We start from the raw sequence: 25,242 nt of genomic DNA, 5'->3' as shown, positions 1-25,242 counted from the left end.
GGGTGGCAGTGCGGTGCCTGCGGGACCCGAGCGCGGCAGAACCACGTTCGTCGAGAAGGCTCCTCAGTGTGATGAGATTCACAGGGAGCGGGTACCACCCGTTCGGGGCGGCCTGGAGAGAACTACTCAGCCGGGCGCACGGCGCGGCCGAGAGCCGGCCGCTACTGCAGCGGGTACGCGCGCCCGTTCACCAGCAGGGTGTCGCCGGCGGCGCTGTCCGGCCCGAGGTGGTCCTCGAGCGACGCGGTGGCCGTGTCGGCGGCGGCGCCCTGGGCGGCCACTCCGGTCGAGAGCAACAGGCCGCAGGCCAGCGCGGTGATCACGGTGGTGCGGTTGCTCGGCATGCGGTTCATCGGCGTCGTCCTTGGCGTCGTGGGGGTCGCCGCCCCCGGGGTGTAGGAGCGGTTTCAGAACGCTCCGAGCCTACGGCTCCGACCCGATGCGCCGCCTGGCACCTTTCTGGGGTTCCCCTGTGCGCCTCGGCGGAGGCGCGCCCGATCGCGGTAGGCCTCCTGGAGAGGTTCACCTTGTACACACGGGTGACACCATGCTGATCGAGTAGCCCGCGGAGCGGGCGTATCGAGATCCACCACCGTCAGAACGGGAGTCTGCAGACCCGCCCTGTTGACGGTGGTGGGTCTCGATATGCCCATTCAGGGCTACTCGACCAGCATGCAACCGTCAGAACGGGGGCGGCGGGTCGACGAAGCAGGGTCGCCGAGGTGGGTCCGGCGGCCGCCCCGGCAGCGGGGGCGGCCGGTTGATGACGCGCCTGCCGGTCGGGGTCGTCCAGACGATCGTCCCGTCGTCGTCCTTCGTGTACGTCCATCGGTCGCCGTGCCGGAGGTGATGATGCGCCGTGCACAGCGAGACGAGGTTCTCGAGCGAGGTCTCGCCGCCGTTGCGCCACTCGATCGTGTGGTCGGCTTCGCTGCGGGCGGAGGTGCGCTGGCAGCCTGCGAAGCGGCAGGTCTGGTCCCGCAGCTGCAGATGCAGCCGCATCCGCGACGGCGGGACGCGTTGGGTCCGGCCGACGGAGACGACGGCACCGGTATCCCGTTCAGTGAGCACACGGGTGAACGACGCCGCCGTCCGGATCAGCTCCCGCGCGACGTCGGCAGGGACGGGGCCGTAGCCGTCCAACTCCGCGGGCTCGTCGTCCAGATCCACGGCCGTGGACGCCGCGAGCGTGAGCCGCACCTCCGCCCGGACACCGGGAACGAACGTCGGGTCGGGCCGGTCCTCGGCGTCGGGAGTGGTGCCGAAGATGTCGCCGTCGCAGAGCAGATCCACGGCGACGTCCGCGCGAAGCTGCGAGAGCGTGCGCACATCCCCGGCATCGCGCAGAGAACGGGCCATCCGGTCGGCACGGTCGTAGGCGCCCATCACCGCAGAGGCCGGGCCGTACAGGCAGAGCGTCGCCATCCCGTCCACGTCCGGCGTGACCCACACCGCCCGGTCCGTCCGGGCGCGGGAGTGCCGCGCCGCGAGGGACTCCTGGTGCAGCTCCTCCCGCCAGCGACGCAGAGCTCGGCGCAGCTGCGTCAGCGTCATCGACGGCGCCGCCTCCGCGACGCGCTCATCGAGAGTGGCGCGGGACCCCTCGGGGAGGCTGCTGGCGATCGCGCAGATCGCCTCCCCCTCCTCCCAGTGCAGGCGCGCCTGCGCGAGCAGCTCGCGCGTCAGCGGGAGGTGCTCGAAGAGCAGCTGCGCGTTCTCGAGACGGCGGGCGATCACCTGCTCCGACAGACCCTCCGCGACCGCGAGCTCTGCGCGGATGGAGCGCTCGACGAGATCGCGGGTCTCGCCGGGGGTCGCGCCGCGGGCGAAGGCGTCGGGGTGGGCGAGTGCAGTGCGATGGAAGTCGTAGAGGTACCGGGCCTCGGCGAGACGCGGATGGGCGGCGGCGCGGGCGCTTGCGGCGGCACGGTCGCTGAGCCCCCGCAGGTGCTCGAGCACCTCTTCCGTCGATCCGAACTCCGTCATACATGTATTGAAACAGGGACCACTGACACTCGGGGCGGCTCCAGGGTGCAGCGGGACGATCGGGGGCTGTACCGGGGCTGTGGAGGAGTCACTGCGCTGGAGGGCGGGGTCTCGATACGCCCCTGCGGGGCTACTCGACCAGCATGAACGGGACGCCACCGCGTCCTCCCTCTCTTCCGAGACGCGAAGCGGCGTCTCCGGCAGAGGCGCCCTGCGCGCTGCTCGACCAGCAGGAGAGAGGCGGGTCCTTCCTTCCCTCGTCGCCGGACGGAAAGGCGCCGCGCGCACGCCCGCCGTAGGCTGGCCGGATGACGTCCCGGGTGCGCCTCCTGCTGGCCTCGTCGCATCCCGGGCCGACGGTCACCGTCACCGTGCTGGCGACCGTGCTCGCCGCGGCGTCCGGGCACGCACCGGGGACCGTCGTCCTCGTGGCGCTCGCCGTGCTCGCCGGGCAGCTCTCGATCGGGCTGGCGAACGACTGGATCGACGCCGACCGCGACCGCGCCGTCGGCCGCACCGACAAGCCCGTCGCGCTCGGCCGGATCAGCGTCGGCGAGGTCCGCGCCGCCGCGCTCGGCACCGCCGCGGTCGCCGTCGTGCTCTCGCTCCTGCTCGGGCCGGTCGCCGCCGTCGCGCACCTCGTCCTCGTCGCCGCGGGCTGGGCCTACGACGCCGGGCTCAAGCGCACCGCGTTCTCCGTCGTCCCGTTCCTCGTCGCCTTCGGGCTGCTCCCCGTCGTCTCCGTCGCGGCGGGCGGCGGCCAGCTGCCGGCCTGGTGGGCGGTCGCCACGGGCGCCGTCTTCGGCGTCGCGATCCACTGCACCAACGTGCTCCCCGACCTCGTCGACGACGAGGCGACCGGCGTCCGCGGCTTCCCGCACCGCCTCGGGCTGCGCCTCTCCGGCGTCGTCGCGTTCGGCTCGCTGATGCTCGGCGCGGTGCTCGTGCTGCTCGGCCAGGTCGTCGGCGACGATCCGGTCGGCGGCCCCGGAGTCGTCCTCGCCGTCGTCGCGACCGTCGCGGTCCTCGTCCTCGCGGCCGCCGGCATCCGCCTGGTGCTCACCGGCCCGCCGACCCGCACGCTGTTCCGCCTGGTGATCGCCTCGTCGCTCGTCCTCGTCGTCGAGCTCGGCCTGGCGGGCGCTCGACTGGTCGCCTGAGCCGGCCCCCCACCAGCAGCCCTACGACCACCGCATCGAGTACACCCGCGCGAGCAGGTCCGAGGTCGGCAGCGCCAGCAGCGTCCGTAGCAGTCCCTCGCGCCCGAGCAGCCCCGCGCCGCCGACCGGCCGGCCCGCCGCCATGTTCAGCTCGGCCTGCCGCGCCGCGCGCCGAGCCACTCGCATCCGCCGCCGGGCGAACGCGGGGAACGGCCCGGCCGAGCCGTTGCGCACCGCGTCCGCGAGCAGCGGCGCGAGCTCGGCCGCGTCGAGCCAGCCCAGGTTCATCCCCTGCCCGCCGATCGGACTGATCTCGTGCGCCGCGTCCCCGATCAGCACCACCCGGCCCACGCCGATCCGCTCGGCCGCGCGCCGCCGCACCTGGAAGCCGCTGAGCATCGTGCAGGTCGCCGGGTCCGGCGCGGCGCCGGTCCGCGCCCGCACCACGGTGCTGAGCGCCAGGGCGGAGGCCGGATCGGGTGCCGCGTCCGGCCGCCACGCGGGCGCCACCAGGTCGTCACCCGCGAGCGCCACATAGCGCCGCCGCCCGCCCGGCAGCGGGAACGACTCCACCACGCCGTCCGGCCCGACGTCGACGAGCGCCGACGACGCCCGCGTGGCCGGCTCCGGGTCGGCGAAGTCGCCCATCACGTAGGAGTCGGGGTAGTCGCGGCCCGTGCTGCGGATCCCGAGCAGCTCGCGCACCGCGCTGCGCGCCCCGTCCGCGCCCACCACGAAGGCGGCGCGCACCGTCACCGGAGCGCCGTGCTCGTCCGCCCCGGTCGCGTCCACGTGGTCGCGCCCGCGGTCGAGCCCGGTCAGCGTGACACCCGAGCGCAGCGCACCGGGCGCCGCAGCCTCCAGCCGCTCGCGCAGGATCGACTCGGTGCGGTGCTGATCGAGGGTGACGACGTACGGATGCGTGCGCGAGGCCCGCGCGAACGACAGCGCTCCGAGCACCCGGCGCCGGCTCACCGCGACGCCCTCGGCGACCCGGACGCCCTCGGCGAGGATCCGCTCGGTCGCACCGACCTCGGCCATCGCGTCGAGCGAGGGCGGATGGATGCCGATCGCCCGCGAGCCGGCGGGCACCGCGGTCCGCCGCTCCCAGACCTGCACGTCGACCCCGCGCCGGGCGAGCAGCGCGCCCAGCAGCACGCCGACCGGTCCGCCGCCGACGACCAGCACGTCGGTCCGCTGCAGGCTCATCCCCCCATGCAATCAGACGCGGGAGAGCGACAGGCCGGGGGGAGAACGTCACCGCCCCGAAACAGCCCCGGCATCTGCGCTCCCTAGCCTGGCCACGGTCTCCGCGGTCGGCGCGGAGCACGACGCCGCTGAACGGGGCACACATGAGTGGGAACACGGTCCGCCGCGACGCGATCAAGGACGTCGAAGCCTACGTCCCGCCCGCGGTCGTCTTCGATCAGACCGAGGCTCCGGGCGAGATCTTCGGCTCGAACGTCTTCAGCACGATCGTGATGCGGCAGCGTCTGCCGAAGTCGGTCTTCAAGTCGGTCATGGCGACCATCGAGCACGGCGCCGTGCTCGACCCGCTGGTCGCCGACGCCGTCGCCTCGGCGATGAAGGACTGGGCGCTCGAGAAGGGCGCCACCCACTACGCGCACGTCTTCTACCCGCTCACCGGGCTCACCGCCGAGAAGCACGACAGCTTCTTCGAGCCGGTCGGCGACGGCTCCGCTCTGGCCGAGTTCGCCGGCAAGACCCTGGTCCAGGGCGAGCCCGACGCGTCGAGCTTCCCCAACGGCGGGCTCCGCAACACCTTCGAGGCCCGCGGCTACACCGGCTGGGACGTCACCAGCCCGGCCTATGTGCTCGAGAACCCGAACGGCAACACCCTCTGCATCCCGACCGTCTTCGTCTCGATGACCGGCGAGGCCCTCGACCACAAGACGCCGCTGCTGCGCTCGCAGCAGGCGATGGGCGAGCACGCCGTCCGCATCCTGAAGCTCTTCGGCCACGTCGCGCCCAAGCCCGTCGTCTCGTTCTGCGGACCGGAGCAGGAGTACTTCCTGATCGACCGGCACTTCTTCCTCGCCCGCCCCGACCTGCTGAACGCCGGCCGCACCCTCTTCGGCACCAAGCCGCCCAAGGGCCAGGAGTTCGACGACCACTACTTCGGCGCCATTCCGGAGCGCGTGCTCGGCTTCATGATGGACACCGAGCGCGAGCTGTTCAAGCTCGGCATCCCCGCGAAGACCCGGCACAACGAGGTCGCGCCGGGTCAGTTCGAGATCGCCCCGATGTTCGAGCGCGGCAACATCGCCGCCGACCACCAGCAGCTCCTGATGACCACGTTCAAGTCGGTCGCGAAGAAGCACGGGATGGAGTGCCTCTTCCACGAGAAGCCCTTCCTCGGGGTCAACGGCTCGGGCAAGCACGTCAACTTCTCGCTCGGCAACAGCGAGCTCGGCTCGCTCCTCGTCCCCGGCGACACCCCGCACGAGAACGCCCAGTTCCTGGTCTTCTGCGCCGCGGTCATCCGCGCGGTGCACCGCTACGGCGGGCTGCTGCGCGCCTCCGTCGCCTCCGCCTCGAACGACCACCGCCTCGGCGCCAACGAGGCCCCGCCCGCGATCATCTCGATCTTCCTCGGCGACCAGCTCGCCGACGTCTTCGAGCAGCTCGCCAAGGGCCCGGCGACCTCGTCGAAGGGGCGCGGCGCGATGCAGATCGGCGTCGACACCCTGCCGATCCTCCCGACTGACCCGGGCGACCGGAACCGCACCAGCCCGTTCGCCTTCACCGGCAACCGCTTCGAGTTCCGCGCACCGGGCTCGATGCAGTCGGTCGCCGGCCCGATGGTGACGATCGCCACGATCATGGCGGAGTCGCTCGACTTCGCCGCGACCGAGCTGGAGACCGCGGTCGCCGCCGGCACCGACTTCGACACCGCGGTGCAGGACCTCCTGACCGCGATCATCACCGAGCACGGCGCGGTCGTCTTCAACGGTGACGGCTACGCGGACGCCTGGCCGATCGAGGCCGAGAAGCGCGGCCTCGCCAACCTGCGCACGACGCTCGACGCCCTGCCCGAGCTGATCACCGACTCCGCCCTCGAGCTCTTCGAGAAGTACAAGGTCTTCAACCACCGCGAGATGCACAGCCGCTACGAGATCGGCCTCGAGCAGTACGCACTGTCGGTCGGTGTCGAGGCGCGGCTCACGCTCGAAATGGGCACGACCTCGATCCTGCCGGCCGCCGTGCGGCACCAGACCGAGGTCGCGCTGAACGTCGGCGCGCTCAAGGCCGCCGGAGTCGAGCCGGATCTCGCGCCGCTGCACGAGGTGAGCGCGCCGATCGCCGACCTGCGCACGGCGCTCGCCGCCCTGAAGGACGCGCTCGCCGCGGAGCCGGGCCACACGGCCCTCGCCGAGGCGGAGCACGCCCGCGCCGCGCTGATCCCGGCGATGGCGGCGGTCCGCGAGGCGGCCGACACCATCGAGGGCCTCATCGCCGACGACCTGTGGCCGCTGCCGACCTACCAGGAGATGCTCTTCATCCTGTAGCCGGGCCCGGCCGATCGCCTCGCCCTGCTCGCCGCCTCAGCGCGCGCGGAGCAGGGCGAGGAACTCGTCCGCCATCGCCAGCTGGTCCTGCAGCTTCGCGCGGCGGAGCGACGCCTCCTCCTCGAACGCCGCCAGCTGTGCGCGGATCGCGGCGGTCTCCTCCGGGGTCTGCGCCTGCTCGAGGCTGTCGACGACGCGCAGCAGCTCGGTCATCGCGTCGAGCGTGTAGCCGAGCGGCTTCATCCGGCGGATGAGCAGCAGGCGGTCGAAGTCGCGCTCGGTGTAGAGGCGGAAACCGCCCTCGGTGCGCCCGCTCGGCCGGAGCAACCCGACCTCGTCGTAGTGCCGGATCGTCCGCAGCGACAGCGACGACCGGTCGGCGAGCTCGCCGATGCGCATGGTCGCCTCGACCTCCTCGGCCGTCAGCTCGGTCGTGCGGTCGTCCGCCATCGTCTCTCCGTCCCGGTGAACCCTCACGTTGCGGTAGGTTTGCCGTCGAGGGTCCCGCACCATTCTCCCCGTGCGCGGGCCCGGCTCGCGCGACGCCGCGCTCCTCCCCTTCCGACCGCCGCTCCCGCCGAGCCCGTCCGCCCCTGGAGACCGTCGTGTCCGTCCCCACCAGCCCCACCAGCCTGCCCGGGCCCCGCCCCGCCGCCGCGAACCGCGCGATCACCGTCCTCGACGCCCTCCGCTCGCCGCGCCAGCTCTCCCGCGAGGTGCTCGCCGGCATGGTGACGACGCTCGCGCTGGTGCCCGAGGTCATCTCCTTCTCGGTCGTCGCGGGAGTGGACCCGATGGTCAGCCTCGTCGCCTCGATCGTCCTCGCGCTGACCATGTCGATCCTCGGCGGGCGCCCCGGCGTCATCACCGCGGCCGCCGGCTCCGTCGCGCTGGTCATCGCGCCGCTCGTCTCGGAGCACGGCGTCGAGTACGTGCTGCCGACGGTGATCCTCGCCGCGGTCATCCAGATCGTCTTCGGCTTCGCCGGTCTCGCGCGGCTGATGCGGTTCATCCCGCGCTCGGTGATGATCGGCTTCGTCAACGCGCTCGGGATCCTGATCTTCCTGGCGCAGGTGCCGCACGTGATCGATGTGCCGTGGATCGCCTACGCGCTCTTCGCCGCGACCCTGCTGATCATCTTCGTGCTGCCGCGCTTCACCACCGCGGTGCCGGCCCCGCTCGTCGCGATCGTCGTCGTGACGGCCGTCGTCATCCTGGCGAACCTGGCAGTCCCGGACGTCGCCGACGAGGGACCGCTGACCGGGCAGCTGCCCGGCATCACCCCGTTCCTGGTGCCGCTGGACCTCGCGACCCTTCAGCTGATCCTGCCGACCGCGCTGAGCGTCGCCTTCGTCGGCCTGATGGAGACGCTGCTCACCGCCAAGCTCGTCGACGAGATGACCGGCACCCCCTCGCACAAGGGCCGCGAGTCCTGGGCGCTCGGCGTCTCGAACCTGCTCGCCGGCTTCTACGGCGGCATCGCCGGCTGCGCGATGATCGGCCAGACCGTGCTCAACGTGAAGACCGGCGGCGCGCGCACCCGCATCTCCACGATCGTCGCCGGCGTCTTCCTGCTCGCGCTGGTCACCGGGCTCAGCTCGGTGATGGGCCGCATCCCGATGGTGGCGCTCGCCGCGGTGATGATGATCGTCGCGATCAGCACCGTCGACTGGCACAGCCTCCGCCCCTCGACCCTGCGCCGGATGCCCGTGCCCGAGACGCTCGTGATGGTCGTCACCGTCGTGGTCGTCGTCGCGACCGACAACCTCGCGCTGGGTGTCCTGGTCGGCGTGATCCTGGCGATGATCCTCTTCGCCCGCCGTGTCGCCCACGTCATCGCGGTCGAGCGCGCCCTCGCCGACGACGGCGAGTCGGTCCGCTACACCGTGACCGGCCCGCTCTTCTTCGGCAGCAGCAACGACCTCGTCGACCGCTTCGCCTACTCCGACGACCCGTCCGTCGTCGTCATCGACCTCGGCCGCGCCCAGATCTGGGACGCCTCCACCGTCGCCGCCCTCGACTCCATCGAGACGAAGTACCGCGACCACGGCGCCACCGTCACCATCGAGGGCCTCGACGAGCGCAGCACCGGCTTCCACCGCCGCCTGACGGGCCGCCTCGGCAGCTGACCCGGGAAGGAGGTCGGGCTGAAGGGCCTGTGGCGCACATCGATGCCACTTTGCGCACGATCTGCGAGAGCGAGTCCTAAGCTCCGTCCCCATGACAGGGAAGCCGACGGCGCGCGTCTACGTCGACGGCTTCAACCTGTACCGACGAGCACTGGACGAGAAGCCGCATCTCAAGTGGCTCGATCTGCGGGCGGCGGCGCAGGCGATCATGCCCGACCACGAGGTGACGTTCGTCAGGTACTTCACGGCGAACGTGCGCCCGGGGATGTCGACGGACGTGCGGGCCCCCGTGCGGCAGCAGACCTATCTCCGGGCGCTCGGGACGGACCCGCTGGTGTCGATCCACTATGGGACGTTCCGGAACGACAACCGATGGATGGACGCCGTCCCGCTCGTGATCGATCCGGCGACCGGGCGGTACGTGCAGGTCAAGGTCCGCAAAGCGGAGGAGAAGGGCTCGGACGTTCACCTCGCTGCGCGGATGGTCGCGGACTCCCACCTCTCCCTGGCCGACATCTACGTCCTGCTCTCGAACGACTCCGATCAGGTGCCGCCGCTGCAGATCCTGCGGGAGTCAGGACACGATTTCGGCATCATCTTCCCGATGCCCTCGGCCCGGAGCTCGAAGGAGCTGGTCAAGACCGCCCCGGCCTTCGTCGGTCACGTCACGGACGCGGTGCTGGCGGAGTCGCAGTTCCCGTCGGAGCTCGTCGACAGCAGGGGAAGGGTCTTCCGCCGTCCCATCGCCTGGGCGCAGCGCCCCCTGAGGGGAAATTCCGAAGGCCCCGCCGAAGCGGGGCCTTCTAACCGGTAACCGAGGTATCCGGGGGTGTGCCACCATGCTAGCCCTGGCCGACGCCGGAGCGTCGTGTGCACGCTCGGGTGGCGCATCTTCCACCGTCGCCTGATGAGACGCCTCGGCAGCTGAGCGGGTGCACCCGAGGCCCCACATGCTGGTCGAGTGACCCGCGCAGCGGACCCTGAATGCTGATCGAGTAGCTTGCGCAGCGGGCGTATCGAGATCCACCCGTCTCAGCACGGCAGGTCTCGATACGCCGCTGCGTGCTTACTCCATCAGCACGGTCCGCGTTGCGCGCGGGGGACCGAGTGGAGGAGCCTCGGAGGCCTCCGGAGTACGCTCGCGCGCATCCCTTCCGACGCTCAGCAAGGAGCACGACCATGACCGACGACGCTCAGGGCTTCACCCTCACCCGGCTGTTCGACGCGACGCCCCAGGAGATCTGGAGCGCGTGGACCGACCCCGACGAGATCGCCGAGTGGTGGCACCCGCGCGGGCTGACCACTCCGCGCGAGTCGGTCGAGGTCGACCTGAAGGTCGGCGGCCGCTACGCCTACACGATGGTCTCGACCGCGAGCGAGGAGACCTACCCGACCGGCGGTGTCTACCGCGAGATCACGGCCCCCGAGAAGCTCGTCTTCACCTGGGGCGAGCCCGGCGACGCGGACGCGCCCGTCGTGACCGTGTCGATCCGCTCGGCCGGCGAGCTGACCCGGCTCACCTTCGAGCTGGCCGGCGTCGACGGCGAGCAGGGCGACGACTCGTTCTACGACGGCTGGGACCAGGCGCTCGACGCGTTGGCCGACCACCTCGATCCCGCCGCCTCCGTCGCGGGCTGAGCCTTCTCCCCGGCCCTCGGGGCCGTCAACCCCCTGTGGCCGACGGCGCCGTGCGGGGTTGTCTGGTGGGCCCGGTCTCTCCGAGAGACGGGGAGAGACGGAGGCGCCCTTGAGTGCGCACACCAGCAGGACCACCGGCGACCGCATCGCCGCGATCGAGACCTACGCCGACGACGCCGGCTGGCACAACCGCATCGCGGGCGCCGCCGTCCCGCTCACCCGCCACGACTCCCGCGAGGAGGCGGAGCGCCTCGGCGCCGAGATGGCACGGCAGCGCGGCGGCGGCCACCGGGTCCTCGCCTAGCGTCACTTCCCCGCGCCGGCCGCGCTGCCCAGGGCCTGCCCAGGGCGCGGTGACAGGCTGGCGGGAGCCGATGACGGCGAACCGGACGAGGGAGCAGTACCCGGCAGCACGACAAGACTGACTCGAAGGAGTGAGTCGTCGTGTCCTGGATCGTCCTGATCGTCTCCGGTGTCCTCGAGGCCGTGTGGGCCACCGCCCTCGGCAAGTCGGAGGGGTTCACCCGCCTCTGGCCGTCCGTGATCTTCGGAGTCGGCGTCGTCGCCAGTCTGTCCGGGCTCGCCTACGCGATGCGCGACCTGCCCACCGGCACGGCCTATGCCGTCTGGGTCGGGATCGGCGCCTCGCTGACCGTGCTCTACGGCATGTTCTTCGGCGGCGAGGGCTTCTCGCTCGTCCGCACGCTGCTGGTCCTCGGGATCGTCGGCTGCGTGATCGGGCTGAAGCTGCTGCACTGATCCGGTGCTGTCCGAGGCGACGTTCCGCGCCAGCGCATTGCAGGAGAACGATCGTTCCCCTAGGCTCTGAACCCCAGGGAGAGCGCCGGTACGGCAGGTGCTCCCCGTCCCGAAGGAGGAACCATGCCCACTCGTTCTGCACGCACCGCCTGGAACGGCTCGCTCGAGACCGGCGAGGGCCAGGTCGAGCTCTCGAGCTCGAAGCTCGGCACCTACGACGTCTCGTTCCCCAAGCGCGCGGCCGACGACGCCAACGGCTCGACCAGCCCCGAGGAGCTCCTCGGTGCCGCGCACTCCGCCTGCTACGCCATGCAGTTCTCGGCCGTCCTCGGCCAGGCCGGCGGCACCGTCGAGGCGCTCGACGTCCGCGCCGACGTCTCGCTCGGCCCGGACTCGGCCGGCGGCTTCAAGCTGACCAAGATCGCCCTCGTCGTCAGCGGCGAGGTCTCCGGCATCGACGAGGCCGCGTTCCTCAAGGCCGCCGAGGACGCGAAGAACACCTGCCCCGTCAGCAAGGCGCTCACCGGAGTCGAGATCACCCTCGACGCCACCTTCGAGGGCTGACGCTCCTCGCCCACGCACAGAAGCACCCCGTCGCGCACTGCGGCGGGGTGCTTCTGCGCGTGCGGTGGGAGGTCTCGATACGCCCGCTGCGCCTCATGCTGGTCGAGTAGCCCCGCAGGGGCGTATCGAGACCCCGCGTCAGGCGTCCGCGCGGTAGCGGAAGCCCGCGCCGAGGTGCTCCTCCGGCAGGCGGTCGCCGCGGCCGTGCAGCTTCTGGCGGAGCGTGCCCTCGACGTACTCGTCGGGGTAGGCGCCGCGGCGGCGCAGCTCCGGCACGATGAACTCGACGACGTCCTCGAAGGTGCCCGGGGTGATCGCGTAGGCGAGGTTGAAGCCGTCGACGTCGGTGTCCTCGACCCACTCCTGCAGGTGGTCGGCCACCTCGGAGGGTGAGCCGACGATGAACGGGCCGAGGCCGCCGATCGCGCCGAGCTTGGCGATGTCGCGGACCTTCCACTCGCTGCCGTCCTCGTTCGCCTCCTGGAAGTTGGCGACGGTCGACTGGATCGCGTTGCTCTTCACGTTGCCGATCGGCTCGTCGAGGTCGTACTGCGAGAGGTCGATGCCCATCCAGCCGGACATGAAGACCAGAGCGCCCTCCTCGCTCGCGTAGGAGAGGTAGTCGCGGTGCTTCGCGTGCGCCTTCTCGCTGGTCTCGTCGGTGATGATCGTCAGCAGCGTGTAGATCTTCGCGGAGTGGCGGTCGCGGCCGGCCGCCTCGAGCGCGTCGCGGATCCGCGAGACGGTGGCCTTGAGGCCCGCCTTGGTCGAGGACGCGACGAAGATCGCCTCCGCGTTGCCCGCCGCGAAGCGGATCCCGCGGGGCGAGGCGCCCGCCTGGTAGATGACGGGGGTGCGCTGCAGCGACGGCTCCGAGAGGTGGATGCCGGGCACGGTGAAGTTCTTGCCGCGGTGGCCGATCTCGTGCACCTTCGCCGGGTCGGTGAACACGCCGGACTCGCGGTCGCGGATCACGGCGTCGTCCTCCCACGACCCCTCCCACAGCTTGTAGAGGACCTCGAGGTACTCGTCGGCGACGTCGTAGCGGTCGTCGTGCTCGAGCTGATCCTCGTGGCCCATGTTGCGCGCGGCGCTGGGCAGGTAGCCGGTGACGACGTTCCAGCCGACGCGGCCCTTGGTCAGGTGGTCGAGCGTCGACATGCGGCGCGCGAACGGGTACGGGTGCTCGTAGGCGGTGCCGGCCGTGATGCCGAAGCCGAGGTGCTCGGTCGCCGCGGCCATCGCCGAGACGAGCAGGATCGGGTCGTTCACCGGGACCTGCGCGCCGTGCCGGATCGCGGCCTCGTTCGAGCCGCCGTAGACGTCGTACGTGCCGAGGACGTCGGCGATGAAGATGCCGTCGAAGGTGCCCCGCTCGAGCAGCTTCGCCAGATCGGTCCAGTAGGAGAGGTCCTTGTAGCGCCAGGACTGGTCCTGAGGGTGGCGCCACATGCCCGAGGACTGGTGGGCGACGCAGTTCATGTCGAAGGCGTTGAAGCGGATCTGGCGAGTCATCCCTCGATCGTGCCCAGTGCAGCCGGGAATCGGCACCGCTGTCGTCGCACGACGTCACAAAGCGATGGCCGTCGGACTGCCCGCGCAACCCGAAACAGCGCGGCCTTTGATTCGGGTTGTAGGGTTAACCCGAATCAGCGCACCCGCTGATTCGGGTTGTCGAAGGGAGCCCGATGACGTCCGAGTGGCCGGCGCACGAGTACGAGACGCGCCCCTGGCGGCAGTCGGTGCGCGCCGGCACGCGCGCGGACCGGATGCTCAGCGAGGTCGTGGTCGCCCTGCCGCCGCTGATCGCGAAGTCCTCCTGGGAGCCGCCGCCCGCCTCCCGGCCGGCTCTCGACGATGCCAGACACGCGGTCATCGCCCTGGACGCCGAGTACGGGAACCGGCTCGGCGTGCTCGGTCGGCTCCTGCTCCGGACCGAGGCGATCTCCTCCTCGAAGATCGAGGACGAAGAGGCGAGTCTGGAGGACTTCGCCCGCGCCACCGTCGGCATCCGGGCGAACTCCAGTGCGACGTCGATGGTCGCCGCTGCGGAGGCGATGACGGGCATGGTCGACGCCGCCGGCCGGACCGGCCTGATCGATGAGGCCGCGATCCTCACGGCGCACCGGGTCCTGATGTCCGACGACCCCGTGGACGCGCGCTACGCCGGGGCCTACCGGCCCATGCAGAACTGGATCGGGGGCAGCGACCACTCCCCGCGCGGTGCGGTGCACGTCCCGCCGCCGCCCGGGGCGGTCCCGGCCCTGATGGCCGACCTGATCCGGTTCTCGAATCGGAGCGACCTCGACCCGATCGTGCAGGCCGCGATCGCGCACGCGCAGTTCGAGTCGATCCACCCCTTCACCGACGGCAACGGGCGCATCGGCCGCGCGCTGATCACCGCGATCCTCCGCCGGCGCGGGCTGACGCGGACCACGGTCGTCCCCGTGGCGTCGGCGCTGGTCGCGGATCGCGAGCGCTACTTCGAGCTGGTGAACGACTACCGGGACGGCGCGCTCGCGCCCTTCGTCGACGAGCTCGCGCGGGCCTGCGCGGTCGCGGCTCCCGAATCGGCCCGGACGGCCGCCGTCCTCGAGGCGCTCCCGGCGGCGTGGTGGGCCGCCGTCCGGCCGCGCGCGGGGAGTGCGGCGGCGCTCCTCCTCGACGGGCTGCTCGACCACCCGATCGTCACGACCGCCCGCGCGATCGAGCTGACCGGACGGGCGCCCTCGAGCGTCGGTGCGGCGATCGGGCAGCTCGTCGCCGCCGGCGTGCTGACTCCGCTGACCGACCGCAAGCGGGACCAGGCCTGGGTGGCCGTCGACGTCCTCGACGAGCTGGCCGACCTGGAGGACCGCATCGGCACGGCGATGCTCGACGCGCAGTCGGGCTGAGCCGCGTCGGGTGCGTCGGCCGCGCCTACGCCAGCTCGCGGGCCAGGAAGCGCACGTGCTCGCGGATCTGGAACACCTCGCCGCCCTCGTGGCCGTTGAACGGGTAGACGCGGATCTCGCGCGGGCCGGCGTAGCGGTTGTAGGAGGCGTAGACGGTGGAGGGCGGGCAGATCTCGTCGAGCAGGGCGACGGAGAACATCGCCGGGACCTCCGCGTGCGGGGCGAACGAGGTGCCGTCGAAGTAGGACAGGGTGTCGAAGACGAACGACTCCGAGCCGCGGTGAGTGCGCAGGTAGCGCACGACCTCGCCGTAGGGCATGGTCTCCACGATCCGGACGGCGTGGCCGATGTGGCTGAGGAACGGGACGTCGATGATCGCGGCGCGCGCCGACTCCGACTCGCCGAGCAGGCCCAGGACACCGGCGACGGCGAGGCAGATGCCGCCGCCCTGGCTGCCGCCCGAGATGGCGACGCGAGCCGGGTCGACGGCGGGGTGCGCGCGCAGCACGTCGAGTGCGCGGACCGCGTCGGTGAAGACGCGGCGGTAGAAGTGGTCCGCGGGCGACTCGATGCCCTGGGTCATGAAGCCGCTCACGTGCGGGCCGCTGCCGACCGGGTCGGGGGTGTCGCCGCCGCGGTGGCCGGAGCCCTGGCCGCGGGTGTCCATCACCAGGTGCGCGTAGCCGGCGGCGCTCATCCCGGTCCACTCGTCGACCAGGCCGCGGCCGCCGCCGTAGCCGATGTAGGTGACCAGCGCGGGGAGCGGGCCCTCGACGCCGCGGGGGAGGATCAGCCAGCCGCGGATCGGGTGGCCGCCGAAGCCGGAGAAGGTGACGTCGAAGGTCTCCAGGAGCGGGAAGCCGGCGTCGACGGGCTCGAAGACGGGCTCGGTCGCGAGGCCGCGGGCCTCGGCGATGGTCTCGCGCCAGAAGTCCGCGAAGCCCTCGGGCTCCGGCAGGTCGGGCTGGTACTGCTCGAGGAGCTCGAGCGGGAGGTCGAACTGCGGCATCGCGGTCTCCGGGGTCGTTCGTCAGCGGACGCTCGAACCTATCGCGGCGACGCGCGTCCGCGGTGCCTGGACGCGGCGTGGGAGTGCGCACCACGACGGAATTCCTCTCCTCCGCGGGCGTTCCCTTCTTCATGACCACTTACGGAATCATCGGAGCAGGCAACATCGGCAGCCAGGTCGCGCGCGCGGTCCTCGCCCAGGGCGACGAGGTCGTGATCGCCAACTCGCGCGGTCCCGAGACCCTCGCCGACCTCATCGCGGAGCTCGGCCCGAAGGCGCGCGCCGCCACGGCGCAGGAGGCGGCCGAGGCCGCGGAGATCGCGGTCGTGACCGTGCCGCTGAAGAACCTCGAGCAGGTGCCGGTCGAGCCGCTCGCCGGCAAGATCGTGCTCGACACGAACAACTACTACTTCGAGCGCGACGGCCGCATCGAGGCGCTCGACAAGGGCGAGACGACGGTCAGCGAGATGCTGCAGAAGCACCTCCCCACCTCGAAGGTCGTCAAGGCTTTCAACCACATCATGGCCGCCGACATCACGACGACGGGCACGCCCGCCGGCACCGACGACCGCCGCGCCCTCGCCACGTCGAGCGACTACCCCGAGGCCGTGCACTTCGTCACCGACCTCTACGACCGCCTCGGCTTCGACACCGTCGCGATCACGCCGCTGAGCGAGTCCTGGCGTGTCGAGCGCGACCGCCCCGCCTACGTGGTGCGGCAGAACCGCGAGGAGCTCGAGGCCAACCTCGCGAAGGCGCCGCGCACGGTCTGACCGGTCGGCCCCGGCCCCCGGTCCCACGGGAGGGGGGCAGCGCCTGCGACACTGGAGCGAGACCCACCGCGCACCAGTGAGCCCGCCGGCTCCGAGAGGAGAGGTCCGCGCATGCCCCCCGAGATCCCCGACGTCCCCGCCGTCGATCGGCTGACCCGCCGCGGCCTCACCCGCCGCGGCGTCGTGCTCGGCGGCCTCGCCGTCCTGCCGCTGCTGAGCGCCTGCACCTTCGACTCCGCGTCCCCCTCGGACTCCGAGCCGCAGGAGGCGCCGCGCACGCAGGCCGCCGCACCCGCCGGTCCGGTGGCGCTCGCCGTCGACGCCGCGAGTGCGAGCGCTCTGCTGTTCACTGCGGCGCCGCTCGTCGTCGTGGCGGAGGACGTGCCCTCCTCGGTGCTGCTCGCCGCGCAGGTGAGCATCGCCTGGGGCGTGCCGCTGCTGGTGGAGAGTGCCGGATCCACGTCGACCGCGACGGCTTCGGCCTCGCCGTCCGGCTCCTCGATCGACGCCGAGCTCGCACGCCTCGGCACCACCCGTGTCGTCGCCGTGGGCGCCGTCGCCGAGCACGCAGGTGTCGACACCGTGACCGCCGCCGCCGAGGCCGCCGCGATCGAGGAGGCGACCGGAGTCGCGGTCGGCCCGCTCGACGCCGCTTCCCTCGTCGCCCTCGCGCCCGGTGCTCCCGCGGAGCCGCCCTTCGGCGCGCTGCCGGCGCGGGCCGAGCCGCTCGCCGGGGTGACCGCCCTCGCCCAGGCCTCCGACGTCGCGGCCGTCGCGAACGCGCGCGCGGTCGGCGTGCCGGTGACCCTCGTCGGCGACTCCGTGACCGACCTCCTCGCCTCGGGGCCGGCCGTCACCGCGATCGCCGACGCGGGCGCCTCCTGCACCCTGCTGCTCGGCCCGGTGCTCGCCGCGCAGCCGCTGCCGGAGTGGTCGGTGCGCGCGGCCGCGAGCGGCTGGCAGCTGCCCGGCGGCGGGCAGCGCCTCTTCGGCGGGCACCTCTACGTCGCGATCTACGGCACGCCCGGCGCACCCGTCCTCGGCGTGCTGGGCGAGCAGGGCCTCGATGCCACGATCGCGCGGGCGGAGGCGGTGGCCGAGCCGTACCGCTCGCTCACTGATCTGCAGGTCGTGCCGAGCCTCGAGATCATCACCACGGTCGCGGCGGGCAGCGCGGGCGGCGACGGCGACTACTCGAACGAGCTCGACCCGTCGGGCATCCGCCCCTACATCGACGCGGCCGCGGCGGCGGGCATGTACGTCGTGCTCGACCTGCAGCCGGGCCGCTCCGACTTCCTCACTCAGGCGCAGGCCTACGAGGAGCTGCTGCGCCTGCCGAACGTCGGCCTCGCCCTCGATCCGGAGTGGCGGCTCGCCCCCGACGAGGTGCCGCTCGCGCAGATCGGCCGCGTCCAGGCCGCCGAGGTCGACAGCGTCTCGAGCTGGCTCGCGGACCTCGTGCAGCGCGAGGACCTGCCGCCGAAGATGTTCGTGCTGCACCAGTTCCGGCTGTCGATGTTGCAGGACCGCGACAACATCCGCCGCGACCGCCCCGAGCTCGAGTTCCTGATCCACGTCGACGGCCAGGGCGGCCAGCCCGACAAGCAGGCCACCTGGAACGCCCTGCACGAGGGCGCTCCCGAGGGCATCGCCTGGGGCTGGAAGAACTTCTACGACGAGGACCTCCCGATGCTGACCCCCGCCGAGACGATGGCCCAGGTCGCCCCCCTCCCCGACCTGATCACGTACCAGTAGCCCCCCTCCGCGAGATGCCACTTGTGCACGCGACACGCCGTGAAGAGCGTGCACAAGTGGCATCTCGCGATCGATGCCCGCGAGATGCGCGCCGTCGAGGGAGACCTCGTCGATGTCGCCGGTCGTCCTGGTGAGCAGGCGGGTCACGGTTCGAGCAGGTCACGCTCCAAGGTGTCCCCGGAGTGTGCGCTCGCGACCGCCGAGAGGAGTCGGCGGGCGTTCTCGGGGGAGTGGAGCAGATACGCGGTCTCGACCTGCGACTCGTCCTCCTCCGGCGCCCTGACAGCGGTCGACTCGACGCTCCTCTGATTCATACGAAGATGGTTTCACGCCTGGCGAGTGCGAGGGAGAAGCAAACGCGAGATGCCAGTTGTGCACGCGACACGCCGTGAAAAGCGTGCACAAGTGGCATCTCGCGGGAGGGGTCAGCCGGTGATGAGGACGGCGTCGAGGAGGAGGGTCCGGCCCTTCGCTGCGGGGTTGCGGTCGGCGGTGGCGCGGAACGAGACGGTGTGCACGCCGGCGGGGAGCACGGCGCTGGTCCAGACGGTCCGCCGGTACTGCGTCGTGCTGCTGTAGCGGTCGATCCGGACGACGCGGACGCCGTCGAGGCCCCCCGCTCCGCGAGATGCCACTTATGAGCGTGACACGCCGTGGAAAGCGTGCACAAGTGGCATCTCGCGGAGGGGGGCGGACGGGGCCGGCGTCAGGAGGGCTGGTGGGCGGCCTCGCGGCGGCCCTCCTCCTTCGCCTGCTCGACGAGGGCGGCGACGCGGCGGCGGGAGCGGGTGCGGCCGGCGAGGAGCGCGGCGAGGATCAGCGCGAGGCCGAGGAGGACGGCGAGCTGGGGCAGGGGGACGGCGGCGGTGGTGGTCGACTCGGTGAGCGGGGCGATCTCGACGGGGTCGAGCCCCTCGGGGGTGACGACGGTCGGCGCGACGGTGAGGTCGGTGCCGACGGCGAAGAGGGGCCAGACGTCGTCGAGCTGGAGGGTGACGGCGCGGCGGTCGCCGGGGAGCAGCTCCTGCTGGGCGGCGTCGGCGGCGACGAGCGGGGCGGAGGCGCCCTGGGCGGTCGCGCTGCCGTCGAGGAGGAGGCGGACGTTGCCGGTGTTGACGATGTCGGCGGTGACGGTGAGCGCACCGGGCTGGAAGGGGTTCCAGGAGAGGCGGTAGTCGCCGGTGAGGTTCTCGACGGCGACGGCGGGGGCGACGTCGCCGGTGACGCGGGTCATCACGCGGAAGCCGATGCGGCTCTCGACGCCGACGGAGGAGCCGCCGACGTCGGTGCCGACGGAGACGAGGGAGGCGGCGAGGCCCGCGGCGTGATCGCCGGGCTCGGCGTCGTCGGGGACGGTGACGGTGAAGGGGACGATGCCGGTGCCGCCGGGCTCGACGGTGACGGTCTCGGGCGCGGTGATCCAGGTGCCGGCGTCGACGGACTCCTGGTCGGAGGGGAGCATGTTGAAGCGGCCCTTGTCGGTGAAGTAGCCGTCGGCCGTGTCGATCCGGAAGGTGACGGTCTGGTCGCTGAGGTTGCGGACCGCGGCCTGCTCGTCCGCGGTGGCGCCGGGGTCGAGGTCGAGCTCGACCCAGGAGCGCTTGTCGACGGCGCCGTCGGTCGCGGGGCTGACGGCCCAGGTGATCTGGTCGGTCGCGGCGGCGGCGAGGGCCGGGGGAGCGGCGGAGAGCGCGAGCGCGCCGACGAGGACGGCGAGGAGGGCGCGGAGCACGGAGGTCATGGGGAGTCCAGGTTCTCACGGGGTGGGTCTCGATACGCCGCCTGCGACGGCTACTCGACCAGCATGCGAGGAGCCGGCGGGGGCGCCGCATGCTGATCGAGTAGGCCGCGGAGCGGGCGTATCGAGATCCACCTGTCCAGCAGGGTGGGTCTCGATACGCCGCCTGCGGCGGCTACTCGACCAGCATGAAGCGCGCAGCCGGCGGCGGCTACTCGACCGGCAGGCTCACTCGAAGAGCGAGAGGGTGAGGGTCGAGCTGTAGTCGCCGGCGTCGACGGTGGTCGGGGTCTTGAGGGTCAGGGCCGCGTTGGCGGTCCAGGAGCCCTCCTCGGCGACTCCGGCGGAGTCGTTGGTGATGGCGAGGAGCTCCTGGTCGACGAGGCCGACGCCGTCCGGGCCGCCGTCGATGGCGGTGTCGACGACGTCGCCCTCGGCGACGAGGCCGGAGTCGCCGCCGTCGATCAGGTTCGGCGCCCAGCCGAGGTTCTCCGCGCCGATCGTGTCGCCGGTCGACGAGGTGAAGTCGCTCGCGGTGCCGAGCACGTACCAGCCGGCACCGGCGGGGATGTCGGCGGCGTCGCGGGTGTCGGTGACGGTGACCGTGGGCAGGGTGCCGGTGAACTGGCGGACGACGCTGGTGGAGCCGTTCTCGGTCAGGGCGGTGGCGTCGCTCGCGACGGTCATCGAGAGGGCGCCGCCGCCGGTGAGCGGGGCGATCTGCACGTTGACGTCGACGTCGTCGGCGCCCTGCTGCTCGTCGGCGAAGGCGGTGCCGGCGACGCCGAGCAGGAGCAGGCCTCCGGCGATGCCGGCGGTTCCGCGGAGGAGGAAGGAGCGGGTGTTCATAGCGGGTGTTCTCCGTTCTCGAGACGGCGTCGTCGCCGTCCGGTTCAGTGGTGTGGGGTCAGTGGTGTCGGGTGGTCGGTGAGGTCGGTGGGAGGCGCGAGCGCGTCAGCCGCAGCTCGCCGCCGCGTACGGAGCGGTGGCCGTCGCGGTGGCGGGCTTGCCCGCGACGAACGCGGTGGCCGTGGCGGTCGCGGAGCCGGCGGGCAGAGCGGCGGTGCGGGTCGTGAACGAGTGGGTGACGCTCTTGCCGGCGGCCACCTCCTCGAACGTCTTCGAGCCCGCGGTCGAGGTGACGACCATCTTCACCGGGAAGGCGTTCGGGTTCGTCGCCACGACCGAGAGGACGACCTTGCCCTGCACGCAGCGGGTCGACGCCGTAGCGGTCGCCGTGATGGCAGGGGCCGCGGTCGGCACCGTCTGCGGGCTGACGCTGGTGAGGGTCGGGACGACCTTCTGCATCAGGCCGGTCGCCGGGTCGAAGGTCACCTTGTCGATGGTGGTCTCGCGGTGCTGGCCGTCTCCGCCGGGGATGGCGAAGCGGTGGTAGGCGATGTACCAGTCGTCGGTGCCGGGGACGTTGATGATCGAGCTGTGGCCGGTGGCGAGGATGCCCTGCGAGGGGTCCTTCTCCAGGATCACGCCGCGGTAGGTCCACGGTCCGTCGATGCTCGTCGAGGTCGCGTAGCCGACCTTGTAGTTCTCCGAGCCGGTGTCGTCGATCGAGTAGGTCAGGTGGTAGAGCCCGTTGCGGTAGTTCATGAACGCGCCCTCGCGGAAGTCCGTGAGGCCCGAGATCGTCTTGATGGTGCCCGCCTTGATCGAGAGCATGTCGTCCGAGAGCTCGGCGTACACGGGTGCGCCGTTGCCCCAGAAGAGGTAGCTCTTGCCGGTGGCCGGGTCGGTGAACGCGGCCGGGTCGATGGCCTGGCCGGACTTCACGGACTCGCCGTTGGTGATCATCGGGGACTGCTGCGCGGTGAACGGGCCCATCGGGTTCGAGGCGACCGCGACTCCGATCGTCTTGCGGTCGAGCGCCGCGTTCTGGCCGGAGAAGTAGAAGTAGTACTTCCCGCCCTTCTCGATGATCGTCGGCGCCCAGGCGTTGCCGGTCGCCCACGGGACGTTCCCGTTCGCGCCGTCCAGGGTCAGGATCGGCTGCGCGGAGCGGGTCCAGTCGACGAGGTTCTTCGAGGACCAGGCGTAGAAGGTCTTGCCGCCCCAGCCGGGGAAGCCGTCCGAGGTCGCGTAGAGGTAGTAGGTGTCGCCGAAGACCGCGATGTTCGGGTCGGCGTAGAGGCCCGGGAGGACGGGGCTCTTCATCTCGACGGCCTTGAGCGTCCAGGTGGTGGTCGCTCCGCCGCCGGCCGGGGTCAGCACGACGGTCTGCGGGGTGCGCAGGTCGCGGACGGTGCCGGAGGCGGGGCTCGCGGTGACGCCCGCGGCGGTGGAGTAGGTGGGGGTCAGCTTCGAGCGGTCCGTGCCGGGCTTCACCGGGAGGGTGACGGTGCGGGTCGCCTGGTCGACGATCGGAGCGGTCTTCAGCACGTCGCCGGTGAGCGTCACGTCGGCCAGCACGGTGGTGTTGCCGGAGGAGGCGAGCACCTCGGCCGAGCTCAGCGCCCGGTTGTAAAGGGCGAACTCGCGGACCTGGCCGCGGAAGCGGTTGTCGGCGTCGTAGTTCGAGCGGCCGATGTAGTTGGCCGTGGTCGTGCCGCCGCCGATGTCCTTCGGGTCGGCCGTGACGGTGCCGCCGCCGACGCGGACGCCGTCGAGGTAGAGCGTCGCGGTGGTGCCGGAGAGCGTGTAGGTCAGCTGCGCCCACTGCCCGCGGGGGACGGCCGAGCCGGAGGAGACGGTCTGCTCGGTGGTGTAGTTCCCGGTGGTGAGGCTGGTGCGGTAGTTGTTGCCGGAGGTGAAGAGGTAGCCGTCACCCGCTCCGTTGGTGGTGTTGCCGAGGCCGTAGAGGAAGTAGGCGCCGCTCTGCCCGGGGTCGATCCAGACCTCGGTCTGCACGGTGACGTCGGTGACGCCGGCGAGCAGATCGTCCGGCAGCTTGATGTAGTCGTCGGTGCCGTCGAGCTTGACCGAGCCGGTCTGCCAGGCGCCGCCCGAGACGATCGTGCCGTTCAGGCCGTTGCCCGAGCTGTCGGTGACGGTCGTGCCGGAGCCGCCGTCGAAGGTGTAGCGGAGGATCTCGCCCTTCGCGTTCACCGGCTTCGGGGTCGGGCCGGTGCTCGTGGCGCCGTAGGCCGCGTTCAGCCGGGCCTCCTCGGCGCTGGAGAGCCGCAGCACCGAGCCGTGGCGGAAGGGCTTCGAGAAGGAGTAGGTGTTCGCTCCGGTCGTGCCCACCGGCAGCGCCGTGAACCGCATGTCCGCGAGGGTGTCGGTGACGTAGGCGGAGTAGCCGAACGAGTCGCCCATCACGACCCAGCGGCCGTCGGGCAGCTGGTAGACGGTGAGGCCCTCGAGGTGGTCGGAGAGGCCGCGGGAGGTCTCCTCGCCGCGGGCGATCACGCGGGTCCACGGGCCGGCGAGGCTCGAGGCCTTGTCGACGACGGTGCGCCAGTCGGAGGTGGAGAAGCGGTAGTAGACGCCGTTCTCGACGGCGATGGTGGTGTCGATGATGTTCGGGCCGTCGGCGTTGTTCGTCGACGAGTTCTCGTCGAGCCAGACCTTCGGGGTGGAGAAGCTCTGGAAGTCGCGGGTGGTGGAGACGTAGACGCGCAGCGCCCAATCGTCGGTGCTCACCTGCGTCTTGTCGCGGCCGGACCAGTAGACGTAGTACTGACCGGTCGCCTCGTCCCAGATCGCCTCGGGCGCCCAGACGTTGCCCGCGTTCGGCGCGCCGGCGAAGACGAGGTTCTGCTGGCCCCAGTTCACGAGGTCGGTGGAGCGCCAGACGACGAGCTTCTGGCTGGCGTTCACCTGGTCCCAGGAGCCGCCGCCGGCGGTGCCCTCGGCGTGCAGGTCGGTGCCGAGGATCCAGTACTCGTCGCCGGTGGGGGAGCGGACCAGGTGCGGGTCGCGGACGCCGAGCGTGCCGGCGAGGTTGGCGAGCACGGCCTTGTCGTTGTTGAGCTTCGACCAGTGCAGGCCGTCGGTGCTGGAGCCGAAGTAGATCTTCTCGTAGTCGGTCGAGGCGAAGTGGGTCCAGAGGTAGCCGGCGTCGTACTCGGTGTCGAGGTTCGCGGGCGCGGCGGTGACGGTGACCGGGAGCTGCCGGGTGGCGGTGGTGCCGGCGACGGTCGCGGTGAGGGTGACGGGGGTCGAGGCGGCCTGGCGCTTCACGACGCCGGTGGTGCTCACGACGGCGGTGTTCGAGGAGGCCCAGGAGACGTCGAAGGCACCGGCCTTCGCGGGCAGCGTGACGTTGCCGCGGACGTCGCCGGCGTTGACGATGCTCAGCGCGTCGAGCGCCTTCTGCGCGTCGGCGTTCGCGTCCTGCGCGGGCACGGTGGCGGTGAAGGTGCGGGTCTGCGTCGCGGAGCCGCGGGTGACGGTCGCGGTGAGCACGGCCTGGGCGCTGCCCGAGGCGGGCCGGGTGACGACCCCGCTGGAGGAGACGACGGCGGCGTTGCTCGAGGACCAGGCGATCGCCGAGCCGTTGGGCCCGGTGGTCGGCAGGGTGAGGTTCGCGGTGACGGCGGAGAGGTCGCCGAGACTCAGCGCGGCGGCGTCGCGGGTGGTGCGTGTGGTGTCGCTCGCCTGGAGGGTCGCGACGTCGGCGGCGCTGAGCGCGCTGCTGTAGATGCGGAAGTCGCGCACCGAGCCGGCCAGGAACTTGTCGCCCGTGTAGACCGAGCGGCCGATCGCGTTCGCGGTGGTGCTGCCGCCGCCGATGGCGCCGGGAGTGATGGTCACTCCGGTCTGCTGCGCGACCTGCGTGCCGTCGAGGTAGAGCCGCGCGGTGTCGGAGGCGTCGTCGAGCGTGTAGGTGAGCGTCTTCCAGACCCCGCGGGCGAGGTCGGCTCCCGAGTTCACGGTCTGCTCGGTGGTCCAGTTGCCGGTGGCGATCGAGGCCTTGTAGCTGTTGCCCGTCGTGTACAGGTAGCCGTTGCCCGCGTTGTTCGTCGTGTTGCCGAGGCCCCAGATGAAGTACGGCGTGCCCTGGCTCGGCTTCACCAGCACCTCGGTGCTCACGGTGATCGAGCTGAGGCCGGCGAGCACGTTGTCGGGCAGCTTCACGAAGTCGTCGACGCCGTCGAGCGTCACGCCCGCGGCGCCCGAGGCGACCGCGCCGCCGGAGAGGACGCCGTCGCGGCCCTTGCCGGAGCTGTCGACGGCGGTCGTGCCGCTGGTCGCGTCGAGCGCGTAGCGGAGGACGAGATCATCGGCCGGAGCGGCTGCGGCGGACTGCGCCGTCAGCAGCGGGACGGTGAGCGCGAGAGCCGTCACGAGGACGACCGGTCGCAGGAAGGGCTTCATCGCACTAACTCCTTGTTCGGCACCATTGCTGAA

At 71.8% G+C, this 25,242-nt stretch carries 21 protein-coding genes and 1 riboswitch; of the genes, 11 read left to right on the top strand and 10 right to left on the bottom strand.

Annotation, left to right across the window (positions count from 1 at the left end; genetic code table 11):
• Positions 1 to 161 precede the first annotated feature (161 nt).
• Positions 162 to 353 carry a hypothetical protein gene (locus EDF22_RS15455; protein ID WP_123705763.1) on the bottom strand — a complete coding sequence of 64 codons (192 nt, stop codon included), beginning with the start codon at positions 351 to 353 and terminating at the stop codon, positions 162 to 164.
• Between the two features lie 328 nt (positions 354 to 681).
• Positions 682 to 1,986, bottom strand: coding sequence for an HNH endonuclease signature motif containing protein (locus tag EDF22_RS15450; protein ID WP_123705762.1), 1,305 nt, complete (start codon positions 1,984 to 1,986; stop codon positions 682 to 684).
• Positions 1,987 to 2,294: 308 nt separating this feature from the next.
• On the opposite strand from EDF22_RS15450, the gene EDF22_RS15445 reads away from it, so the two are divergent.
• Positions 2,295 to 3,146, top strand: coding sequence for a UbiA family prenyltransferase (locus tag EDF22_RS15445; RefSeq protein WP_123705761.1), 852 nt, complete (start codon positions 2,295 to 2,297; stop codon positions 3,144 to 3,146).
• 21 nt (positions 3,147 to 3,167) lie between these two features.
• On the opposite strand, the gene EDF22_RS15440 is transcribed toward EDF22_RS15445, so the two are convergent.
• The gene (locus EDF22_RS15440) at positions 3,168 to 4,355 is read right to left on the bottom strand and encodes an NAD(P)/FAD-dependent oxidoreductase (RefSeq protein WP_260303498.1); all 1,188 of its coding nucleotides are present in this window, start codon (positions 4,353 to 4,355) and stop codon (positions 3,168 to 3,170) included.
• A 143-nt stretch (positions 4,356 to 4,498) separates the two neighbouring features.
• On the opposite strand from EDF22_RS15440, the gene EDF22_RS15435 reads away from it, so the two are divergent.
• On the top strand, positions 4,499 to 6,676 hold the full coding sequence (locus EDF22_RS15435; RefSeq protein ID WP_123705760.1) for a glutamine synthetase III: 2,178 nt from the start codon (positions 4,499 to 4,501) through the stop codon (positions 6,674 to 6,676).
• 36 nt (positions 6,677 to 6,712) lie between these two features.
• Here the strand turns inward: EDF22_RS15435 and EDF22_RS15430 are convergent, their stop codons facing one another.
• Positions 6,713 to 7,126: a MerR family transcriptional regulator gene (locus EDF22_RS15430; RefSeq protein ID WP_123705759.1), complete on the bottom strand. Its 414-nt coding sequence runs from the start codon at positions 7,124 to 7,126 to the stop codon at positions 6,713 to 6,715.
• A 182-nt stretch (positions 7,127 to 7,308) separates the two neighbouring features.
• Between EDF22_RS15430 and EDF22_RS15425 the strand changes: the two genes are divergently transcribed.
• The 6 genes from EDF22_RS15425 to EDF22_RS15400 all read left to right on the top strand — a co-directional run bounded on the left by EDF22_RS15425 (position 7,309) and on the right by EDF22_RS15400 (position 11,766).
• Positions 7,309 to 8,805, top strand: coding sequence for a SulP family inorganic anion transporter (locus EDF22_RS15425; protein WP_221180960.1), 1,497 nt, complete (start codon positions 7,309 to 7,311; stop codon positions 8,803 to 8,805).
• 91 nt (positions 8,806 to 8,896) lie between these two features.
• Positions 8,897 to 9,619 carry an NYN domain-containing protein gene (locus EDF22_RS15420; RefSeq protein ID WP_123705758.1) on the top strand — a complete coding sequence of 241 codons (723 nt, stop codon included), beginning with the start codon at positions 8,897 to 8,899 and terminating at the stop codon, positions 9,617 to 9,619.
• Positions 9,620 to 9,984: 365 nt separating this feature from the next.
• On the top strand, positions 9,985 to 10,443 hold the full coding sequence (locus tag EDF22_RS15415; protein WP_123705757.1) for an SRPBCC domain-containing protein: 459 nt from the start codon (positions 9,985 to 9,987) through the stop codon (positions 10,441 to 10,443).
• A gap of 109 nt (positions 10,444 to 10,552) precedes the next feature.
• Positions 10,553 to 10,747: a DUF2188 domain-containing protein gene (locus EDF22_RS15410; RefSeq protein ID WP_123444484.1), complete on the top strand. Its 195-nt coding sequence runs from the start codon at positions 10,553 to 10,555 to the stop codon at positions 10,745 to 10,747.
• Between the two features lie 61 nt (positions 10,748 to 10,808).
• A riboswitch (guanidine-III (ykkC-III) riboswitch) is annotated at positions 10,809 to 10,874 on the top strand.
• A gap of 13 nt (positions 10,875 to 10,887) precedes the next feature.
• Positions 10,888 to 11,202: a multidrug efflux SMR transporter gene (locus tag EDF22_RS15405; protein WP_123444485.1), complete on the top strand. Its 315-nt coding sequence runs from the start codon at positions 10,888 to 10,890 to the stop codon at positions 11,200 to 11,202.
• Between the two features lie 123 nt (positions 11,203 to 11,325).
• The gene (locus tag EDF22_RS15400) at positions 11,326 to 11,766 is read left to right on the top strand and encodes an OsmC family peroxiredoxin (protein ID WP_123444486.1); all 441 of its coding nucleotides are present in this window, start codon (positions 11,326 to 11,328) and stop codon (positions 11,764 to 11,766) included.
• Between the two features lie 138 nt (positions 11,767 to 11,904).
• On the opposite strand, the gene EDF22_RS15395 is transcribed toward EDF22_RS15400, so the two are convergent.
• Complete coding sequence (locus EDF22_RS15395) at positions 11,905 to 13,281, bottom strand: LLM class flavin-dependent oxidoreductase (protein WP_123705756.1); 1,377 nt, start codon at positions 13,279 to 13,281, stop codon at positions 11,905 to 11,907.
• Between the two features lie 173 nt (positions 13,282 to 13,454).
• Between EDF22_RS15395 and EDF22_RS15390 the strand changes: the two genes are divergently transcribed.
• The gene (locus EDF22_RS15390) at positions 13,455 to 14,660 is read left to right on the top strand and encodes a Fic family protein (RefSeq protein WP_123705755.1); all 1,206 of its coding nucleotides are present in this window, start codon (positions 13,455 to 13,457) and stop codon (positions 14,658 to 14,660) included.
• Between the two features lie 25 nt (positions 14,661 to 14,685).
• On the opposite strand, the gene EDF22_RS15385 is transcribed toward EDF22_RS15390, so the two are convergent.
• Positions 14,686 to 15,669, bottom strand: a complete 984-nt coding sequence (locus tag EDF22_RS15385; RefSeq protein WP_123705754.1) for an acetylxylan esterase — start codon at positions 15,667 to 15,669, stop codon at positions 14,686 to 14,688.
• Positions 15,670 to 15,800: 131 nt separating this feature from the next.
• Here EDF22_RS15385 and EDF22_RS15380 point away from each other — a divergent pair, with 131 nt between their 5' ends.
• Entirely contained in the window at positions 15,801 to 16,442 is a 642-nt protein-coding gene (locus tag EDF22_RS15380) for an NADPH-dependent F420 reductase (RefSeq protein ID WP_123705948.1), read from the top strand.
• A 111-nt stretch (positions 16,443 to 16,553) separates the two neighbouring features.
• Positions 16,554 to 18,197 carry a hypothetical protein gene (locus EDF22_RS15375; RefSeq protein WP_123705753.1) on the top strand — a complete coding sequence of 548 codons (1,644 nt, stop codon included), beginning with the start codon at positions 16,554 to 16,556 and terminating at the stop codon, positions 18,195 to 18,197.
• 425 nt (positions 18,198 to 18,622) lie between these two features.
• Here the strand turns inward: EDF22_RS15375 and EDF22_RS15370 are convergent, their stop codons facing one another.
• The 4 genes from EDF22_RS15370 to EDF22_RS21450 all read right to left on the bottom strand — a co-directional run bounded on the left by EDF22_RS15370 (position 18,623) and on the right by EDF22_RS21450 (position 25,209).
• Positions 18,623 to 18,832, bottom strand: coding sequence for a hypothetical protein (locus EDF22_RS15370; RefSeq protein WP_123705752.1), 210 nt, complete (start codon positions 18,830 to 18,832; stop codon positions 18,623 to 18,625).
• Positions 18,833 to 18,903: 71 nt separating this feature from the next.
• Entirely contained in the window at positions 18,904 to 19,938 is a 1,035-nt protein-coding gene (locus EDF22_RS15365) for a WxL protein peptidoglycan domain-containing protein (RefSeq protein WP_123705751.1), read from the bottom strand.
• A gap of 225 nt (positions 19,939 to 20,163) precedes the next feature.
• Positions 20,164 to 20,784 (bottom strand): hypothetical protein, encoded by a 621-nt coding sequence (locus EDF22_RS20925; RefSeq protein WP_123731744.1) that lies wholly within the window; start codon positions 20,782 to 20,784, stop codon positions 20,164 to 20,166.
• 105 nt (positions 20,785 to 20,889) lie between these two features.
• On the bottom strand, positions 20,890 to 25,209 hold the full coding sequence (locus tag EDF22_RS21450; RefSeq protein WP_123705750.1) for a family 43 glycosylhydrolase: 4,320 nt from the start codon (positions 25,207 to 25,209) through the stop codon (positions 20,890 to 20,892).
• Positions 25,210 to 25,242: the final 33 nt, after the last annotated feature.

This window comes from Rathayibacter sp. PhB127 (assembly GCF_003751665.1).
Classification (GTDB): Bacteria; Actinomycetota; Actinomycetes; order Actinomycetales; family Microbacteriaceae; genus Rathayibacter; species Rathayibacter festucae.
The sequence above is the reverse complement of the archived record's forward strand: the minus strand, read 5'-3'. Positions and strand labels throughout refer to the sequence as shown.

Excerpts from the sequence above, each read along its gene's own strand:
- EDF22_RS15440 (WP_260303498.1), bottom strand. The coding sequence starts at position 4,355 with ATGAGCCTGCAGCGGACCGACGTGCTGGTCGTCGGCGGCGGACCGGTC.
- EDF22_RS15450 (WP_123705762.1), bottom strand. The coding sequence starts at position 1,986 with ATGACGGAGTTCGGATCGACGGAAGAGGTGCTCGAGCACCTGCGGGGG.
- EDF22_RS15385 (WP_123705754.1), bottom strand. The coding sequence starts at position 15,669 with ATGCCGCAGTTCGACCTCCCGCTCGAGCTCCTCGAGCAGTACCAGCCC.
- EDF22_RS15390 (WP_123705755.1), top strand. The coding sequence starts at position 13,455 with ATGACGTCCGAGTGGCCGGCGCACGAGTACGAGACGCGCCCCTGGCGG.
- EDF22_RS15455 (WP_123705763.1), bottom strand. The coding sequence starts at position 353 with ATGAACCGCATGCCGAGCAACCGCACCACCGTGATCACCGCGCTGGCC.
- EDF22_RS20925 (WP_123731744.1), bottom strand. The coding sequence starts at position 20,784 with ATGAACACCCGCTCCTTCCTCCTCCGCGGAACCGCCGGCATCGCCGGA.
- EDF22_RS15445 (WP_123705761.1), top strand. The coding sequence starts at position 2,295 with ATGACGTCCCGGGTGCGCCTCCTGCTGGCCTCGTCGCATCCCGGGCCG.
- EDF22_RS15430 (WP_123705759.1), bottom strand. The coding sequence starts at position 7,126 with ATGGCGGACGACCGCACGACCGAGCTGACGGCCGAGGAGGTCGAGGCG.
- EDF22_RS15380 (WP_123705948.1), top strand. The coding sequence starts at position 15,801 with ATGACCACTTACGGAATCATCGGAGCAGGCAACATCGGCAGCCAGGTC.
- EDF22_RS15435 (WP_123705760.1), top strand. The coding sequence starts at position 4,499 with ATGAGTGGGAACACGGTCCGCCGCGACGCGATCAAGGACGTCGAAGCC.
- EDF22_RS15365 (WP_123705751.1), bottom strand. The coding sequence starts at position 19,938 with ATGACCTCCGTGCTCCGCGCCCTCCTCGCCGTCCTCGTCGGCGCGCTC.
- EDF22_RS15400 (WP_123444486.1), top strand. The coding sequence starts at position 11,326 with ATGCCCACTCGTTCTGCACGCACCGCCTGGAACGGCTCGCTCGAGACC.
- EDF22_RS15415 (WP_123705757.1), top strand. The coding sequence starts at position 9,985 with ATGACCGACGACGCTCAGGGCTTCACCCTCACCCGGCTGTTCGACGCG.
- EDF22_RS15420 (WP_123705758.1), top strand. The coding sequence starts at position 8,897 with ATGACAGGGAAGCCGACGGCGCGCGTCTACGTCGACGGCTTCAACCTG.
- EDF22_RS15375 (WP_123705753.1), top strand. The coding sequence starts at position 16,554 with ATGCCCCCCGAGATCCCCGACGTCCCCGCCGTCGATCGGCTGACCCGC.
- EDF22_RS15395 (WP_123705756.1), bottom strand. The coding sequence starts at position 13,281 with ATGACTCGCCAGATCCGCTTCAACGCCTTCGACATGAACTGCGTCGCC.
- EDF22_RS21450 (WP_123705750.1), bottom strand. The coding sequence starts at position 25,209 with ATGAAGCCCTTCCTGCGACCGGTCGTCCTCGTGACGGCTCTCGCGCTC.